19 protein-coding genes are annotated in these 16,625 nt (G+C 52.6%); 15 read left to right on the top strand and 4 right to left on the bottom strand.

The window, feature by feature from the left end:
- The 6 genes from HCX92_RS01995 to HCX92_RS01970 all read left to right on the top strand — a co-directional run.
- Positions 1-496: YraN family protein (locus HCX92_RS01995; RefSeq protein ID WP_371808379.1), on the top strand; the 496-nt coding region annotated here is incomplete at its 5' end.
- A gap of 120 nt (positions 497-616) precedes the next feature.
- On the top strand, positions 617-1,210 hold the full coding sequence (locus tag HCX92_RS01990; RefSeq protein WP_169293248.1) for a phosphoheptose isomerase: 594 nt from the start codon (positions 617-619) through the stop codon (positions 1,208-1,210).
- On the top strand, positions 1,207-1,911 hold the full coding sequence (locus HCX92_RS01985) for a BON domain-containing protein (protein WP_169293247.1): 705 nt from the start codon (positions 1,207-1,209) through the stop codon (positions 1,909-1,911). Before HCX92_RS01990 ends, HCX92_RS01985 begins: the two co-directional genes overlap by 4 nt.
- On the top strand, positions 1,911-2,402 hold the full coding sequence (locus HCX92_RS01980; RefSeq protein WP_169293246.1) for a TlpA disulfide reductase family protein: 492 nt from the start codon (positions 1,911-1,913) through the stop codon (positions 2,400-2,402). The genes HCX92_RS01985 and HCX92_RS01980 overlap by 1 nt, the downstream gene beginning before the upstream one ends.
- A gap of 31 nt (positions 2,403-2,433) precedes the next feature.
- Positions 2,434-3,339 carry an acetylglutamate kinase gene (gene argB / locus HCX92_RS01975; protein WP_169293245.1) on the top strand — a complete coding sequence of 302 codons (906 nt, stop codon included), beginning with the start codon at positions 2,434-2,436 and terminating at the stop codon, positions 3,337-3,339.
- Positions 3,340-3,342: 3 nt separating this feature from the next.
- On the top strand, positions 3,343-4,068 hold the full coding sequence (locus HCX92_RS01970; protein WP_169293244.1) for a pyrimidine 5'-nucleotidase: 726 nt from the start codon (positions 3,343-3,345) through the stop codon (positions 4,066-4,068).
- Positions 4,069-4,132: 64 nt separating this feature from the next.
- Here HCX92_RS01970 and HCX92_RS01965 read toward each other — a convergent pair whose 3' ends face one another.
- Genes HCX92_RS01965 through apaG form a run of 4 tightly spaced genes read right to left on the bottom strand, consistent with a single transcriptional unit; the run spans position 4,133 to position 7,779 of the window.
- Complete coding sequence (locus HCX92_RS01965) at positions 4,133-4,894, bottom strand: DsbC family protein (RefSeq protein WP_169293243.1); 762 nt, start codon at positions 4,892-4,894, stop codon at positions 4,133-4,135.
- A gap of 47 nt (positions 4,895-4,941) precedes the next feature.
- Complete coding sequence (locus HCX92_RS01960; RefSeq protein ID WP_169293242.1) at positions 4,942-6,117, bottom strand: FAD-dependent oxidoreductase; 1,176 nt, start codon at positions 6,115-6,117, stop codon at positions 4,942-4,944.
- Positions 6,114-7,385 carry a murein transglycosylase A gene (locus HCX92_RS01955; protein WP_169293325.1) on the bottom strand — a complete coding sequence of 424 codons (1,272 nt, stop codon included), beginning with the start codon at positions 7,383-7,385 and terminating at the stop codon, positions 6,114-6,116. Before HCX92_RS01955 ends, HCX92_RS01960 begins: the two co-directional genes overlap by 4 nt.
- A gap of 19 nt (positions 7,386-7,404) precedes the next feature.
- Positions 7,405-7,779, bottom strand: coding sequence for a Co2+/Mg2+ efflux protein ApaG (apaG, locus tag HCX92_RS01950; RefSeq protein ID WP_169293241.1), 375 nt, complete (start codon positions 7,777-7,779; stop codon positions 7,405-7,407).
- A 91-nt stretch (positions 7,780-7,870) separates the two neighbouring features.
- Here apaG and rpe point away from each other — a divergent pair, with 91 nt between their 5' ends.
- From rpe to HCX92_RS01905, 9 genes are all read left to right on the top strand, one after another.
- A complete protein-coding gene (gene rpe / locus HCX92_RS01945; protein ID WP_169293240.1) occupies positions 7,871-8,581 on the top strand; it encodes a ribulose-phosphate 3-epimerase in 711 nt (236 codons plus the stop codon).
- Positions 8,582-8,590: 9 nt separating this feature from the next.
- Positions 8,591-9,262: a phosphoglycolate phosphatase gene (locus tag HCX92_RS01940; protein ID WP_169293239.1), complete on the top strand. Its 672-nt coding sequence runs from the start codon at positions 8,591-8,593 to the stop codon at positions 9,260-9,262.
- Between the two features lie 232 nt (positions 9,263-9,494).
- Positions 9,495-11,018 (top strand): anthranilate synthase component I family protein, encoded by a 1,524-nt coding sequence (locus HCX92_RS01935; RefSeq protein ID WP_169293324.1) that lies wholly within the window; start codon positions 9,495-9,497, stop codon positions 11,016-11,018.
- Positions 11,019-11,041: 23 nt separating this feature from the next.
- Positions 11,042-11,614 carry an aminodeoxychorismate/anthranilate synthase component II gene (locus HCX92_RS01930; RefSeq protein ID WP_169293238.1) on the top strand — a complete coding sequence of 191 codons (573 nt, stop codon included), beginning with the start codon at positions 11,042-11,044 and terminating at the stop codon, positions 11,612-11,614.
- Positions 11,611-12,642: an anthranilate phosphoribosyltransferase gene (gene trpD, locus HCX92_RS01925; protein WP_169293237.1), complete on the top strand. Its 1,032-nt coding sequence runs from the start codon at positions 11,611-11,613 to the stop codon at positions 12,640-12,642. Before HCX92_RS01930 ends, trpD begins: the two co-directional genes overlap by 4 nt.
- A complete protein-coding gene (gene trpC, locus HCX92_RS01920) occupies positions 12,639-13,430 on the top strand; it encodes an indole-3-glycerol phosphate synthase TrpC (protein ID WP_169293236.1) in 792 nt (263 codons plus the stop codon). The genes trpD and trpC overlap by 4 nt, the downstream gene beginning before the upstream one ends.
- A 4-nt stretch (positions 13,431-13,434) precedes the next feature.
- Positions 13,435-13,881 carry an HIT family protein gene (locus HCX92_RS01915; RefSeq protein WP_169293235.1) on the top strand — a complete coding sequence of 149 codons (447 nt, stop codon included), beginning with the start codon at positions 13,435-13,437 and terminating at the stop codon, positions 13,879-13,881.
- Positions 13,882-14,643: a uracil-DNA glycosylase gene (locus HCX92_RS01910; RefSeq protein ID WP_169293234.1), complete on the top strand. Its 762-nt coding sequence runs from the start codon at positions 13,882-13,884 to the stop codon at positions 14,641-14,643.
- Between the two features lie 376 nt (positions 14,644-15,019).
- Positions 15,020-16,609 (top strand): DEAD/DEAH box helicase, encoded by a 1,590-nt coding sequence (locus tag HCX92_RS01905; RefSeq protein ID WP_169293233.1) that lies wholly within the window; start codon positions 15,020-15,022, stop codon positions 16,607-16,609.
- The last annotated feature ends 16 nt before the right edge of the window (positions 16,610-16,625 follow it).

Here is a 16,625-nt window from a genome sequence, read left to right as displayed (position 1 = left end):
AAAAAAACACTTTTCATACAAAATGACCAACACCCCTGACCGTACCGTTTTTGAGCTGGCGCTGGCTGCACAGCAAAAGCGGGCAAAAAACCGCCAATCGCGCCAGGCAACCACCCGCAAACCTTTTTATGCACATAAATTATCGGCCCGGCAAGCCACGGGACTGCAGGCAGAACAGCAAGCCATTGAATATCTTGAAAAACAGGGCCTGACAATACTGGCGCAAAACCTGGCTTGCCGGTTTGGCGAAATTGATGCCGTTATGGTGGATGGCCAGGTACTGGTATTTATAGAAATCAAGCTGCGCAACAGCCAACAGTTCGGTGGTGCTGCTGCCAGCATAACTGCTGCCAAACAAAAACGCCTGAGAGCCAGTGCCGCATTTTATTTACCCCTGCTCAGCCACCGATACTTCGGAGGCAAAACCCCGGCATGCCGATTTGATGCCATTTGCCTGGATCACGGGCAGATAGACTGGATCAGGCATGCATTTTGAGCCATAACACGTTCAACCTGATAAAATCACCTTACACTTCTGGCAGGCAGCAGCATTGCCACTTATGTTTTAATGCATTAATCACAAGTATTTTTGCGCACTCGTGCGATAATCAGGGTCATGGATATTTCAACCAGAATCAATTTACATTTTCAAGACGCCATCCAGACATTGGAAAACAGCGCGTCCACACTCATATCACCGATTGCGCAAAGTATCGATATATTAGTCCAGGCAATCAGCAATAACGCAAAAGTACTGGCCTGCGGTAACGGCGGTTCCGCTGCGGATGCCCAGCATTTCATTGCCGAACTGGTTGGGCGGTTCGAACGCGACCGGATCCCGTTTGCCGGCATTGCACTCAATACAGACACCTCTATCATGACCGCAGTGGGCAACGACTATGGCTTTGATGTCATTTTCGAGCGCCAGGTACAGGCACTGGGTCAACCCGGTGATGTCCTGGTTGCCCTGTCCACCAGCGGCAACTCAAGCAATGTCATCAAGGCCATCCAGGCCGCACACGAACGGAACATGGCCGTCATCGCCCTGACCGGTAAAAGTGGCGGTGAAATTGCCGGTATGCTGACCGATTTCGATGTTCATCTTTGTGTTCCCCACGATCGCACCATGCGCATACAGGAAGTGCATGGTTTGCTGCTGCATGTGTTGTGTGATGGTATTGATGCATTCTTATTAGGAGATATTTCATGAAATTAAAGCGCGCAGCTCGAATAATTCGCCCTACCGCTTTACTTGCTTGTGTCCTGGGCGCCAGCACCCTGCTGTCCGCATGCGTCCCCTTGCTGGTGGGTAGTGCAGCAACCACAACAGCGGTGGTTATTTCTGACCGCCGCACCTCGGGCATGCAGCTGACCGACAAAAACATTGGCATCCGTACCGAAAGCCGCATCAGTGAAGAGCTTAAAGATTCGGTTCGCATTAATGCCATGGCCTACAACCAACGGGTCCTGTTAACCGGAGAGGCCTCCACCCTCGCCGCCAAAGAACGGGCCACCGCCATTGCGCGGGGCGTTCCCGATGTAAAAACCGTCCTGAATGAAGTCGTGGTTGCCCCACCGGCCTCATTCAGCACCCGTGCCAATGACTCATGGATAACTTCCAAGGTCAGAACGGAACTTCTCACCACCAAAGATGTCCCATCCGGTACCATTGACATCACGACCAGCCGGGGTGTTGTCTACCTGATGGGTCAGGTCACGCCCATCGAAGGAGACCGTGCTGCCTCGGCAGCAGCAGGTGTCAGCGGTGTTAACAGGGTTGTCAAAGTGTTTGACCTGGTTTCCGATACGGGTACCGCCAGCCAGCCGGCCACCACCTCATCAAGCGGTGGCATGACAGTCCCTGGAACAGAAGTGAATCCCTCCACGACGCAAACCTATCCGTTGAACTGATGAAAAAATTTATTGTTTCCCTTATTGTTGCCCTGGCCGGAATAGGCGCCTGGTTTATGCTGAGCTCAACCGAAGCGGCCCCCAATGTCACCTTTAACAGCCTCGAGGGCAAACAGTTCCAGACCACTGACCTGAAAGGCAAAGTCGTCCTGATTAAATTCTGGGCAACCAGTTGTGTTACCTGCATTCAGCAAATGCCCGATACCATTGCCTATTACAACAAATACAAAGACCAGGGCTACGACACGATCGCTGTTGCCATGGCCTACGACCCCGAGCTTTTCGTCCAGAACTATACCCGTGACAACAATCTGCCTTTTACGGTTACACTTGACAAAGATGGCAGCGTTGCCAAAGCTTTTGATGATATTAAATTTACGCCCGTCTCATATCTGCTCGACCGACAAGGCAATATTGTCAAGCGCTACATTGGCAATTATGATAAAGCCATCTTTGAAAAAACCTTGCAGGACACACTTGCCAAAACCTGATTCCATTTAACCTTTTAATTTGTGACCGAAAATGACCGACATTTTGCCACAGGATATCAATGTTGTTCCGCCATCTGTAAAAGCGGATATCATTTCTGAATCCCTGCCTTATATTCGCCGCTTTCATGGGAAAACCGTTGTTATCAAATATGGTGGCAACGCAATGACCGAAGAAAGCCTGCAACGCAGTTTTGCACGTGACGTTGTCCTGCTCAAGCTCATCGGCCTAAACCCCATTGTCATCCACGGTGGTGGTCCGCAAATCGACAGCGCCCTCAAGCGTCTGGGCAAAGATGGCAACTTCATCCAGGGCATGCGCGTGACCGATGCCGACACCATGGAAGTGGTTGAATGGGTCTTGGGCGGTCAGGTCCAGCAGGACATCGTCATGATGATTAACGAAGCCGGTGGCAAGGCGGTGGGCCTGACCGGCAAGGATGGCGGCCTCATCCAGGCACGCAAAAAATTAATGCCCAACAAGGAAAATCCCGACCAACCGCTGGATATCGGCTTTGTGGGTGATATCACCAGCATCGACCCGTCCGTAGTCAAGGCCCTGCAGGATGACCAATTCATCCCGGTCATTTCCCCTATTGGTTACGATCCCGAAGACGGTAATGTGTACAACATCAATGCCGACGTGGTGGCGGGCAAAATGGCCGAAGTCCTGCTAGCTGAAAAACTCCTGATGATGACCAATACACCCGGCGTGCTCGATAAATCAGGCAATCTGCTGCGTCGCCTTTCCGCCAAAGTGATTGATGAGCTTTTTGCCGATGGCACGATTTCCGGCGGCATGCTGCCCAAAATCTCATCAGCCCTTGAAGCAGCCAGAAATGGTGTGAATTCCGTCCATATCCTTGACGGCCGCGTTCCGCATTGCCTGCTGCTGGAAATCCTGACCGATAAAGGCGTTGGCACCATGATTACCGCCTAAGGCATGCACTGTTCCAACCTGATCAAGCCATTAGGTGCAAAAGCCATACACCGTCAAACCGGCCGTGTATGGCTTTTTGACCTGGACAATACCCTGCACGACGCTTCTCACGCCGTGTTTGCCCAGATTGATGTCAGCATGACTAAAGCCATCATGAAAGCGCTGGACATCGGTTTTGTACCGGCCACCGCACTACGGCAAAAATACTGGGAACGCTACGGAGCCACCATGATTGGCATGGAGCGCCATCATGGCGTCGATGCCTCGCGATTCCTGCACATGAGTCATGATTTTCACGCGCCCGACTTTGTCAAACCGGAACGAAATCTGGCCGGGTTATTGAAAAACACCCCCGGTATCAAGTACATCCTCACCAATGCCCCGCACAGTTATGCCTGCTCGGTCCTTGACACGCTGGGCATCCGTCACTGTTTTGCCGGTATCTGTTCCATCGATCAAATGCGCCTGCAAGGCACCTTTCGGCCAAAACCCTCGCCGACCTTAATGCATCAACTGCTTTCCCAGCTAAAATGCAAACCCACCGAAACCATCCTGGTTGAAGACACCCTGAAAAACCTGAAGATTGCCAAACAACTGCATATGAAAACCGTTCATATCTTCAATGCCGGCACGCCTTTCAGCTCCAAACATAAAATCCGGCCGTCTTATGTGGACCTGCGGGTCAAGTCGGTCCATGAGCTATTGCGCCATCCGTTCTCTCACTCATGAGAAAAGCCGGCATCCAAAACCGGCTTTTTTTCATTAAAGGCAGTCAACTTAATCGTATTAATGATTAATTCTGGCTAACCTTCCGACTTTGGCGGTCCAGTACCTCATTGAGGTTTTTAGCTGGCATATAGCCATTGATGCGACTGCCATCCTCAAAAAACATGGCAGGTGTTCCCTGCACGCCCAAGTCTCTGCCCAAGGCAAGAATACGGTTGATAGGCGTTTCGTCCTCACATTTTGCAGTAGGCGGTGTTTCATTTTTACCCATCCAGTTTCCCCATACCAGGGCCTGGTCTTTGGCACACCAGATATTCTTGGCTTTCACCATGGAATCAGGGGCCAGAATAGGCATCAGGAAGGTATACACGGTAACGTTATCAACGTTCTCGAACTCTTTATACAGTTTTTTGCAATAACCGCAATTGGGATCTTCAAAAATGGCCACTTTTCTTTCGCCATTCCCAATAACCCGTTTGACAGCCTGCTCAATGGGCAAGGATTCAAACGGCACCTCGGATAACTTGGCCACCCGCTCACTGGTGACATCGCTTTTGGTCTTGGCATCAATCAGATTGCCAGCGATCACAAAATCGGCTTTTTCAGTGGTGTACACAATATTGGTACCCATCTGGACTTCATAAATCCCCTCATAAGGGGTTTTTTCGACAGCCGTTACTTCTACCTCAAAGGCCGAGGCAATGGCTTCTTTTATGCTATCCGTTGTGTTTGTTGCCTCTTGTGCCAAAAGCGGTGACGAAGCAAAGCCCAGCAAGCAACACAAAGACAGTGCCTTGAGCCTTGCCCATTTATTCAAATGCAATTTCATTCCAACTATTTCCTGTATAAAGCAGATAACAACCCGCCTTTGATAAATTAAAGTCCCGAAGCCGCCGCGATCAAACGCTGCTTGACAAACGGCAAGCGCTGCACCACGTCCATGCCGGCATTTCGCAAAAGTGCCAAAGGCCCGGATGACGGCGATGCAAAAAGTTTGTGCAGGCCATCGGTGGCCAATCGCATGGCCAGAATGGCCTCCGCACGCTCGGTTTGATAGCGTTCAAGTACTCTAAGATCACCGAAAGAGCGAAAAGGTTCCTTTTGAGCCAGGGTATGGCATAAAACCTGCGCATCAACCAACCCAAGATTCAGTCCCTGCCCTGCCAGGGGGTGTACGCGATGAGCGGCATCTCCCACCAGGGCAATACCCGGTGCGGTCATTTTGGCTTTTTCAAGGGTAAGAGGAAAACCATACAGAGGGCTGCGTACACTGACCTTGCCCAATCTGCCTTGCGTAATTTCATCAAGTTTGCGGGGCAACTCGATGGCCAGCTGTTCTGGATCCATGGCCAGGAGCACGTTGGCCTGCTCATCACGCAATGACCACACCATGGAAACCTGATGGCCATCACGGGTATCAGGCAATGGCAGGAATGCCAGGATACCGTTGGGTCTGAACCATTGAATGGCCGTATTCAGATGCGGTTTTTCAGTGGTGAGCTGCAAAACCAGACCGGTATCACCATACGACCTGGCTTCATGTGCCAGCGCTGCCGCCTTGCGCAACGGAGAGCGCGCGCCATCGGCACCGATGAACAGCTCGGCCTGAAGCGTTTTACCTTTTTCAGTAACCACCTGGCCTGGCGAATAGCTTTGCATTTTGTCATCAATCCAGGGCACACCAAAAATTTGCACTGCCTGGAACAAGGCCTGTTCTATTTCCCCGGACTCCATAATCCAGGCCAACTCGGCTTGTGCCGCCTGCCAGGCATCAAGCACCACCATACCATCCCGGTCACCATGGATTTCCATGCTTTCAACCGGCACAATGCGCTCGGCAGGAATGGAATTCCAGACACCCAGCTCTTGCAAAAACAGCTGGCTGGCTGAAGAAATTGCATAAATCCTGGGATGGTACTGCTCACCAAGGTTAGCCATGGGCTTTTTCCTGGGTCCCAGCAAACACACATTCACTCTTTGCCTGGCCAAGGCCAGCGCGCAGGACAACCCAACAATACCGCCCCCACAAACCACTACATCATATTTACTCATCTTGCACTCGGTGCTCCAGCCTGTTTAGGCCATAAAATCCAAACTTCTCCCTGCTGCTTCATTTTACCAGCCAGATTACCGGCCTCGGGACCACTACCCCAGAAAAAATCAGTTCGGGCAGCCCCCTTGATGGCAGCACCCGTATCTTGGGCGAAAACCACCGTTTGCAACGGCTCGGTGGAGCCCGGCTGGGTCGTGGATAAAAACAGGGGAGAACCCAATGGCACGAACGTGGGATCAACCGCCACCGACCGTTGGGCAATTAAAGGAATACCGTAAGCGCCTTTAGGTCCAATCGCCTCATCGGTCACTTTTTCAGGCTGGAAAAACACCATGGCCTGATTGGCATTCAACATTTCATGAACACGATGGGGATTGGCCTTGGCCCAGGCCTTGATATTTTGCATGGATGCCTGACTGATGGGCAGTTCACCCTTATCGGCCAGCCATTTTCCAATGGAAGTATAAGGGCGGCCGTTATGGTCGGCATAAGCCAGGCGCAGGGTTTCACCATTATCAAGCAGGACACGGCCTGAACCCTGGATTTGCAGGAAAAAGGCCTCAACAGGATCATCCAGCCAGGCAATAACCGGCGGCTTATTGGCGCTGGCGTTAATTTGCTCACGGGTATCGTAAGGCACCACTTTATTGCCCTCTAGTTTGCCCCGGATGCGTTTGCCTGCCAACTCAGGATAGACACTGCCCAGATCGATGGTGAGTAAATCAGCGGGCGGGGCGTACATGGGCCATTGATAAACGCCCCCTTGTGTCAGGGACCCTCTGACCACCGGCTCATAATAACCGGTAACGGTATTGCGGCTGCCATTTGCGCCAGAAACCTTCCAGGGCATCAAATGAGTTTGAAGAAAATTTTTCACAAAAGCGGCATCATTGCTGCGGGCAGGCTGACCCGATTCGGCAACGGCCTTGCAAACAGGCTGCCAGGCTTGTGGTGTGGCGCGTGCAGGTATTGTCAGGGAACCGGAAATGGGTCGCATCAGGCCCCGGCAATTATTCAGTAAAGTCAGCCAAAGATTATCAACCTGGGCCTGCTCCCAACCGGGCAAATCAGACCAGGAAGCCTGGGTATACTGGCCTGACAATTGACGTGCTGAGGTTTCCGCAAAGGAAGACAACGGAGGCACTGTCAAAGGCGCATCAATGGCAGGTGCCTCGGGTGCATCGACGGATACAAAAGGGGTGCCACCCGAACAGGCAGCCAGCAAAACAGCCGAACTGACTGAAAGGGTCAGAAGACGAAGTTTCATCATTATTTTTTTTCCGTTCTTAATGTAAGGTACGAGGTACGGTCAGCACGAATTCGGGAATATCGACATCAAAGGGAATACCGTTTTCACCCACACAGTGATAACTGCCCTTCATGGTGCCATAAGGCGTACTGAGCGGACACCCGCTGGTGTACTCAAAGGTATCGCCCACGGCAATCAGCGGCTGTTGCCCGATGACTCCCAGCCCCCTGACTTCCTGGACCTGCTCGTTACCATCCCTGATAATCCAGTGCCGGCTGATAACTTGTGCCGCAAACAAACCGTTATTCCTGATGCGTACCGTGTAAATAAAAAAATACTGCCTTTTTTCAGGATCCGATTGCTCCGGCAGATATTGCGCAATGACCTCAATCTCGATGCTATCAGATTTCAACAGAATTCTCCTGAATGAATTATCACACTATTTTATGTGAAATAATAACCGCTTATTGTACTTCCACCATCTCAAATTACGAAAAATCATCATGTCATTACAGCATGTTACCCGAATTGCACCCAGCATCCTGTCTGCCGATTTCGCCCGTTTGGGTGAAGAAGTCCGCGATGTCGTCCAAGCCGGTGCCGACTGGATCCATTTTGATGTCATGGACAACCATTATGTCCCCAACCTGACCATCGGCCCCATGGTGTGCGAAGCGATTCGTCCCCATACCACCGCCCCCATCGATGTCCACCTGATGTGTGAGCCAGTGGACAGCCTGATCCCCATGTTTGCCAAGGCAGGTGCCAATATCATCACGTTCCACCCCGAGGCATCCCGTCACATAGACCGCAGCCTGGGACTTATCCGTGACCATGGCTGCAAGGCTGGCCTGGTTTTCAACCCCGGCACCCCGCTTGCCTTCATGGATCATGTCATGGACAAACTCGATGTGGTTCTGCTCATGTCGGTCAACCCGGGTTTTGGCGGACAAAAATTCATTCCCAACACACTGGACAAACTGCGCCAGGCCAGAACACGTATTGACCAATGGCAAAACCAGGGTGGCCAATCCATTCTACTCGAAGTTGACGGTGGCGTAAAAACCGATAACATCGCCCAGATCCGTGCCGCCGGTGCTGATACCTTTGTGGCCGGCTCAGCCATTTTCGGCCAGCAAGACTATGCCGCCATCATCGCTGAAATGCGCCGTGAAATCGCCAAGGGCGAAGCCACAGCAGCTTCTTCAACATAAGGGCACACCATGACCATCAACGCTGTTCTTATCGACCTTGACGGAACCCTGGTAGACAGCATTCCCGACCTTGCGCATGCCGCCAATGCCATGCGCCTGGAACTGGGCATGCATACCCTGGGACAAGACGTCATTGCCAGCTTTGTAGGCAAAGGCATCGACAACCTGATTACTCGCACCATCAATGGCAGTCTTGACAACGAGGAACTTCCTCCTGAGGTTTTCAATCAAGCCAGGGAAATTTTCGTTCGCCATTATCATCTGGTTAACGGTGATGCCAGCACCGTGTACCCCGGTGTCATCGACGGTCTGAAAGCCATGAAGGCACAAGGCCTGAAACTGGCCGTGGTCACCAACAAAGCCGAAGCATTCACCCTGCCCCTGTTAACCCAGACCGGCCTGATCGGTTTTTTTGACACAGTAGTGTCCGGTGACACCTGCGCAAGAAAAAAACCACATCCAGAGCCCTTATTGTATGCCTGTGAAAAACTGGGTTATCCGCCCGAAAACAGCGTGTTTATTGGTGATTCCATCAATGATGTGCAGGCGGCCCAGGCCGCTGGCATGCCTGTTTTAATCCTGCCTTACGGGTATAACGAAGGAAACAGTGTACAAACCCTTAAAGTAGATGCTATTATTGACTCAATGACTGGTGCGGCCCAATGGCTGGCCAATCAATGACAGACTCAGGAAATCAGCTACGCCCATGAAAACCCTTTTCAATGCATTCGCTTCTTCTTATCGCGCCAACTATTGGCGCTGGTGGCGTTTGTGTTCCGGGATTTTCAAGTAAAAGGCGCGTCCACGCATCCTTAACGTCAATCAAGCAGTAAATAAAATTCCCGGTAACCTGTATGGCAAGACCGGGTTTTTTATTTCTGCCCGGTCTAATTAAAAAAATGAGACCTCTATGATGACTGAAATTGAATTTAACGCATTAGCAGCACAAGGCTACAACCGCATTCCAATTGTCAAGGAAACCTACGCAGACCTGGATACCACCTTGGGGATTTACCTCAAACTGGCCCATTCCGGCAAAGAAGCCGGCCGCATGACTTGTCTGCTGGAATCAGTGGTGGGTGGTGAACAATTTGGCCGTTACTCATTTATTGGGCTGCCTGCCAAAACCGTCATCAAGGCCAGCGGACAGCACACCGAAGTCATTACCGATGGCCAAGTGGTTGAATCCCATGACGGTGATCCCCTTGAATTCATCAAGACATTCCAGCAGCGTTTCAAAGTGGCCACCCGCCCCGGCATTCCCCGTTTTGCCGGTGGCCTGGCCGGTTATTTCGGTTACGATACCGTTCGCAACATAGAACCCAGCCTGGGGCCTGCCGTCAAGCCTTTCCCGCATGGTCAGGAAGAAGGCATTCCCGACATCATGCTCATGCAAGTTGATGAACTGGTCATTGTTGACAACGTGATCGGTCGTACCTACCTCATGATTTATGCCGACCCGTCCGTCCCGGAAAGCTTCAGCAAAGCCCAGAAACGGCTCCTGAAATTGCGTACCATGCTGCGCAAACCGGTTGAAATTCCCTACAGCCTGCCCAGCATGGTGACGGAAGAAATCAGGGACTTCAAGAAAGAGGACTACATCAAGGCCGTCCTCAAAGCCAAAGAACATATTGCTGCCGGTGACCTGATGCAGGTCCAGGTCGGCCAGGTGATTGCCAAGCCATTCCGTGATTCACCGCTGTCCCTGTACCGTGCCCTGCGCTCACTGAACCCGTCCCCCTACATGTACTTCTGGAACTTTGGCGATTTCCATGTTGTGGGTGCCTCACCCGAAACCCTGGTGCGCCAGGAAGTATTTTTGGATGAAAACAAACAGGAACAATCCACGATTACCATCCGTCCGCTGGCCGGAACCCGCAAGCGTGGTGAAACGCCTTCCGAAGATGCCGCGCTGGCCGAAGAACTGAGGGCCGATCCCAAGGAAATTGCCGAACATGTCATGCTGATTGACCTGGCCCGCAACGATGTGGGGCGCGTGGCACAAACCGGCACTGTTGTCGTGTCCGACCAGATGAATATTGAACGTTATTCACACGTGATGCACCTGGTTTCCAATGTCAAGGGTACGCTTAAACCGGGCATGGGTGCCATTGATGTCTTGCGCGCCTCGTTCCCTGCCGGCACACTGACCGGTGCGCCCAAAGTCAAGGCCATGGAAATCATTGACGAGCTTGAACCGGTACGCCGTGGCGTATACGGTGGCGCCGCCGGCTACTTAAGCTACAACGGCACCATGGATGTGGCCATTGCGATTCGTACCGGCGTGATTAAAAACGGCATGCTTTACGTACAGGCCGCCGCCGGCATTGTGGCCGACTCCGATCCTGAAAAAGAATGGCTCGAAACCGAAGCCAAGGCACGCGCCGTACTGCGTGCGGCCGAACAGGTCCAGTATGGCCTTGACCAACCCGTTTAACAGTACAGAAGAAGGATAACAACATGTTGCTGATGCTAGATAACTATGATTCATTCACCTATAACCTGGTTCAGTATTTTGGCGAACTGGGCGAAGACGTTAAGGTTGTGCGCAATGACCAGATGACGGTGGAAGAAATTGCCGCCCTGGATCCGGATCTGATTTGCGTTTCACCCGGCCCCTGCTCACCCGCCGAGGCAGGCATTTCCGTTGAACTGATCAAACACTTTGCCGGCAAAAAACCCATCCTGGGCGTTTGCCTGGGGCATCAATCAATTGGCGCCGCCTTTGGCGGGAAGATCATTCGTGCCAAACAGATCATGCACGGCAAAACCTCACCCATCACCCATACCGGGACCGATGTTTTCAAGGGCCTGCCATCTCCTTTCACCGTTACCCGCTATCACTCGCTGGCCATCGAGCGCGAAACCCTGCCCGATTGCCTGACCGTCACCGCCGAAACCGACGATGGTGAAATCATGGGCGTCGCCCACAAAACCCTGCCCATTTACGGGGTGCAATTTCATCCTGAGTCGGTCCTTAGCGAGCATGGACATGCCCTGTTGAAAAATTTTCTGGATATGAACAAAAAATGAAAATCACCTATACCGAAGCGCTTACCCGCTGTATTGAACACCGCGAAATTTTCCATGACGAAATGCTGCACCTGATGCGTCAACTGATGAATGGCGAAGTACCCGACACCATTGCCAGTGCCCTGCTGATAGGTCTGCGCGTCAAAAAAGAAACCGTTGGCGAACTGACCGCAGCGGCAACCGTCATGCGCGAATTTGCCACCCCGGTCAACCTGGACAATACCGATGACCTGCTGGACATGTGCGGTACGGGCGGTGATGGCAGCAACACCTTCAACATTTCAACCACCGCCATGTTTGTTGCCGCGGCCGCGGGCGTAAAAATCGCCAAACACGGCAACCGCAGCGCCTCATCCTCTTCCGGCAGCGCCGATGCACTGGAAGCCATGGGCGCCAATATCGAGCTGCAACCCGACCAGGTTCGCGAATGTATTGAAAACATCGGCATCGGCTTCATGTACGCCCCGCATCACCATGCCAGCATGAAAAATGTGGCTGCCGTACGCAAGGCGCTGGGTGTGCGAACCATGTTCAATATCCTGGGCCCCCTGACCAATCCTGCCAAGGCCGGTAACCAGCTCATGGGCGTCTTCCACCCCGACCTGGTCGGCATCCAGGTTCGCGTTCTGCAACAGCTGGGCGCCAAACACGTCCTCATCATCCACGGCCTCGATGGCATGGATGAAGCCTCTCTGGGTGCGGCCACCCTGGTTGGCGAATTGAAAAATGGCGTGGTCAGTGAATACAAAATCCACCCTGAAGACTTTGGCATGCAAATGGTGTCCAACCGCAGCCTGAAAGTGGCCAACAAGGAAGAATCCCTGGAAAAAATGAGGGAAGCCCTGGACAACCGTGAAGGAGCAGCCAGGGATATCGTTATTCTTAACGCCGGTCTGGCCATTTACACAGGCAACAAAGCCGATTCAATCAAGGATGGCATCCATCAGGCACGCGAATTGATTGCATCTGGCGCGGCACGGGATAAAATGGAAGAATTCTGTGCATTCACAAGGAAATTCAACTCATGAGCGATATTTTAGCCAAGATTCTGGCCGTTAAAAAAGAAGAGGTTTCTTCCCAGAAACAGATCCGCAGCGAAGCGGACTTGCTGCGCGAAGCCCAGGCCCGGCAGGATGTCCGTGGGTTTGCCAATGCCCTGCGTGAAAAAATAGGTGCTCGCAAGGCTGCGGTCATTGCAGAAATCAAAAAAGCCTCTCCCTCCAAAGGCATCATCAGGGAAAACTTCAACCCGCCCGAAATCGCGCGCAGCTATGCCGCCAATGGCGCGGCCTGCCTGTCCGTCTTAACCGATGTCCAGTTTTTCCAGGGTTCCTACGATTACCTGCGCCAGGCCCGCGCGGCCTGCCCGTTACCCGTCCTGCGCAAGGACTTCATGATCGATCCCTACCAGATCATCAATGCCCGCGCCATGGGTGCCGACTGCATTTTGCTGATCGTGTCCGCCCTCTCCAAAGAGCAACTCAAAGAGTTTGAAAAGCTGGCATTTGAACTGGGCATGGATGTACTGGTCGAAGTTCATGACCGCGACGAGCTGGAAATCGCGCTGGAGCTTAAAACACCGCTCATCGGCATCAACAACCGTAACCTGCGTACCTTTGAAACCTCGTTGCAAAACACCCTGGATCTTTTGCCACTGATTCCCGACAACCGCACTGTCATTACTGAAAGCGGCATTCACTCGCATGAAGACATTCAAAAAATGATAGACCATGATGTCTATGGCTTTTTGATTGGCGAGGCCTTCATGCGTGAACCCGACCCGGGTCTGGCACTGGCCGGTTTCATCAGGGAATAACCCAATGACTGACGCCTGCGTATTATGTAACGCCAGCAACGAACCGCTTATTTGGCAAAATGAACAGGTTCGCGTCATTGACGCTGCCGATGCAGACTACCCCTGTTATACCCGTGTTATCTGGCAACAACACGTCAAGGAAATGACCGACCTGTCCCCCGACGAACAAATGCGTTTCATGCGCTTTGTGTTATGCGTTGAATCGCTTCAACGACAGGTACTCAATCCGGACAAAATCAACCTGGCACAATTCGGCACCATGGTGCCGCATTTGCACTGGCATATTATTCCCCGTTTCAGGCAAGACCGGCACTTTCCCGGCTCCACCTGGGGCACTCCCCGCTTTACCCAGAGCGAGGCACCGGCCGAATGGCAGGACCATCTCAGTCAAATGAATCAACTGAAACCGGCCTACCACCAGGCCCTTGCCCGTGCATTGGCGGAAATCTGAATGTCTGCGTCAAACTGCTTCAAGGGATCCCTGCCCGATCAACTCATGCGCTGCCATCCCCATTGGCAGGCCCTGTTCAGGCAGCCCTCGCTTAAACCCGTCATGGAACACATCAACCATTTCCTGAACGAACGGCTACGGGCGGGGGCCATTATTTACCCGGCGGCACCCCTCAAAATATTCGAGCAACTGGGGCCTGAAAACACCCGGGTCGTTATCCTGGGCCAGGACCCTTACCATGGGCCGGGCCAGGCGCAAGGGCTGGCTTTTTCCGTGCCGAACCACATCAAAACCCCTCCCAGCCTGCGCAATATCTTCAAAGAGCTGGCTCAGGAATACCAAAACATTAGGCTTGAAGGAAATGACCTGAGCCCCTGGGTCAACCAAGGTGTCATGCTACTCAATACTGTCCTGACCGTTGAGAACGGCCAACCGGCTTCCCACGCCCGGCTGGGCTGGCAACACATTACCGATACCGTCATCAGCCATCTTGCCAACCAGGCACATTGCGTTTTCCTGTTATGGGGTGCGCATGCCCAAAGTAAAATCCCCCTGATCCTGGCAGGCCAGGGAAATCACCTTATACTGAAAAGCAACCATCCCTCTCCCTTATCTGCCAGCCGCCCCCCCGAACCTTTTCTTGGCAATGGACATTTCAAGGCCTGCAATGAATGGCTTTCAGCCCATGACCAGGCCCCCGTCAACTGGGCCCTGTCACATAATGATACAAAACAAAAGCTACAACTTGACTTAAATATCTGATTTACTGTCTTTTAATCTTTACAAGTTAGTAAAAACCCTTTATCATTGACTTCTTACTGCAAATTGATTGGCATTTTTACTTCAGCAGTGAATTCAGTAGTTAATGTAGTTAAGGCTTATTTAGCCCATATGCCAACCATCATCGCTCCTACCTCCTGACCTGCGCTGTTTTAATACATCCATTGGTTGATCCGGTCGGCACGATGCTCCGATCAACAACTCGTCTGGCCTTACCCCTTTCGTTTTCTGTTTGCTCACACATTCATACTTAGCATGAGTCGCGTTTTATCGTGTTCGTTCATGCCTGTGGTATTCGATGTTTCTGCGCAAAACAGACACATCCCCAGGCTTGTTAATTAATACTTTAAGGACACTTATGTCATTTGACACTCTTGGTTTATCGCCCATTCTTTTATCTGCACTGAAAAAATCCGGTTATACCGAACCGACCTCCGTGCAGTCCGCCTCTATTCCCCAGGCACTGGAAGGGCATGACCTGATTGTTTCTGCTCAAACCGGCAGTGGCAAAACCGCCGCTTTCATGCTGCCTTCCCTGAATCGTATCGCCAACATGCCCGCCAATAAAGGCGCAGGCGTTCAAGTGCTGGTACTGACCCCCACCCGTGAATTGGCCCAGCAAGTGGCTGAAGCGACCAAAACCTATGGTCAGGGCATTCAGGACTTGCGTATTGCCACCGTTGTGGGCGGTATGCCCTATGGCGCGCAAATCAAAATGCTTTCACGACGCGTAGACGTACTGGTTGCCACCCCAGGCCGCCTGATCGACCACCTGAATGCCAAGCGCGTTAACCTGTCACAGGTACACACTCTGATTCTTGACGAAGCCGATCGCATGCTGGACATGGGCTTCATTGAAGATATTGAAAGCATTGTGGCCAAAACTCCGGCAAACCGCCAAACCCTGATGTTCTCTGCAACCTTCGAAGGCTCTGTTGCCCGCCTGGCCGCAGACATGCTGAACGAACCCAAACGCATTGATATTTCAAACCAGAAACAAAAACACACCAACATCACGCAAACCCTGCTGTACGCAGATGACGCTGCACACAAAATGCGCCTGCTTGATCACCTGCTGCGTGATGCATCGGTAGACCAGGCGATTGTATTTACCGCTACCAAACGGGGTGCCGATGCCTTGGCCGACCGCCTTGACGAAGAGGGTTTTGCCGCCTCAGCCCTGCATGGCGACATGAACCAGCGCCAGCGTACCCGCACTCTGAACCAGCTGCAACGTGGCCGTCTGCGCATTCTGGTTGCCACCGACGTGGCCGCCCGTGGCATTGACGTACAAGGCATCAGCCACGCCATCAACTACGACTTGCCCATGCAGGCCGAAGACTACGTTCACCGTATCGGCCGTACCGGCCGTGCCGGCAGAAACGGTCTGGCCTTTACACTGGCAACCCATAGCGAAAGACATAAAATCCGTCGTATCGAACACTTCATCGGCCAAACGCTGAATGCAGAAACCATTGAAGGCCTGGAACCCACTAAAACGGCAGAAAGCACACGCTCACGCAAGGGTGGCAAAGGCGGTGGTCGCAATGGTGGTGGTGAGCGCAGGTTCAACAAAGGCAAAGACCAGTCCCGCTCCGGCTTTGCCATGAGAAAAGGCGATCAGGAAAGGTCTTTTGACAAACCCCGCGCTGAATTTGGCGATCGCCCTGCCCGTGCAGAACGCCCTTCATTTGGTGACCGTCCCGCCCGTGCCGCTTACGGTGACCGCCCTGCCCGTGGTGGCTTCGGTGGTGATCGCCCGTCTTTTGGTGATCGTCCTGCCAAGGCCGGTTTTGGTGACCGTCCATCACGTGGCGGTTTCGGCGGTGATCGTCCTGCCAAGGAAGGCCGGCCCGCCTCACGTGGCAACGACCGTCCATTCGGCAAAGGCAATAAAGAGTCTTTCGCTCGCGGCAAGAAAAAACCGGCACCTCGTGCCTGGGCCTAATCAATCTACTTGATTA

It is taken from the genome of Advenella sp. EE-W14 (genome assembly GCF_012923605.1).
Lineage (GTDB): Bacteria > Pseudomonadota > Gammaproteobacteria > Burkholderiales > Burkholderiaceae_B > Advenella > Advenella alkanexedens.
The sequence above is the reverse complement of the archived record's forward strand: the minus strand, read 5'-3'. Positions and strand labels throughout refer to the sequence as shown.

What these genes read in the sequence shown, in the direction of transcription:
- HCX92_RS01930 (WP_169293238.1), top strand. Translation starts at nt 11,042, where the DNA reads ATGTTGCTGATGCTAGATAACTATGATTCATTCACCTATAACCTGGTT.
- argB (WP_169293245.1), top strand. Translation starts at nt 2,434, where the DNA reads ATGACCGACATTTTGCCACAGGATATCAATGTTGTTCCGCCATCTGTA.
- HCX92_RS01990 (WP_169293248.1), top strand. Translation starts at nt 617, where the DNA reads ATGGATATTTCAACCAGAATCAATTTACATTTTCAAGACGCCATCCAG.
- HCX92_RS01915 (WP_169293235.1), top strand. Translation starts at nt 13,435, where the DNA reads ATGACTGACGCCTGCGTATTATGTAACGCCAGCAACGAACCGCTTATT.
- rpe (WP_169293240.1), top strand. Translation starts at nt 7,871, where the DNA reads ATGTCATTACAGCATGTTACCCGAATTGCACCCAGCATCCTGTCTGCC.
- HCX92_RS01905 (WP_169293233.1), top strand. Translation starts at nt 15,020, where the DNA reads ATGTCATTTGACACTCTTGGTTTATCGCCCATTCTTTTATCTGCACTG.
- HCX92_RS01910 (WP_169293234.1), top strand. Translation starts at nt 13,882, where the DNA reads ATGTCTGCGTCAAACTGCTTCAAGGGATCCCTGCCCGATCAACTCATG.
- HCX92_RS01955 (WP_169293325.1), bottom strand. Translation starts at nt 7,385, where the DNA reads ATGAAACTTCGTCTTCTGACCCTTTCAGTCAGTTCGGCTGTTTTGCTG.
- HCX92_RS01970 (WP_169293244.1), top strand. Translation starts at nt 3,343, where the DNA reads ATGCACTGTTCCAACCTGATCAAGCCATTAGGTGCAAAAGCCATACAC.
- HCX92_RS01980 (WP_169293246.1), top strand. Translation starts at nt 1,911, where the DNA reads ATGAAAAAATTTATTGTTTCCCTTATTGTTGCCCTGGCCGGAATAGGC.
- trpD (WP_169293237.1), top strand. Translation starts at nt 11,611, where the DNA reads ATGAAAATCACCTATACCGAAGCGCTTACCCGCTGTATTGAACACCGC.
- HCX92_RS01985 (WP_169293247.1), top strand. Translation starts at nt 1,207, where the DNA reads ATGAAATTAAAGCGCGCAGCTCGAATAATTCGCCCTACCGCTTTACTT.
- HCX92_RS01960 (WP_169293242.1), bottom strand. Translation starts at nt 6,117, where the DNA reads ATGAGTAAATATGATGTAGTGGTTTGTGGGGGCGGTATTGTTGGGTTG.
- HCX92_RS01965 (WP_169293243.1), bottom strand. Translation starts at nt 4,894, where the DNA reads ATGAAATTGCATTTGAATAAATGGGCAAGGCTCAAGGCACTGTCTTTG.
- HCX92_RS01940 (WP_169293239.1), top strand. Translation starts at nt 8,591, where the DNA reads ATGACCATCAACGCTGTTCTTATCGACCTTGACGGAACCCTGGTAGAC.
- HCX92_RS01935 (WP_169293324.1), top strand. Translation starts at nt 9,495, where the DNA reads ATGACTGAAATTGAATTTAACGCATTAGCAGCACAAGGCTACAACCGC.
- trpC (WP_169293236.1), top strand. Translation starts at nt 12,639, where the DNA reads ATGAGCGATATTTTAGCCAAGATTCTGGCCGTTAAAAAAGAAGAGGTT.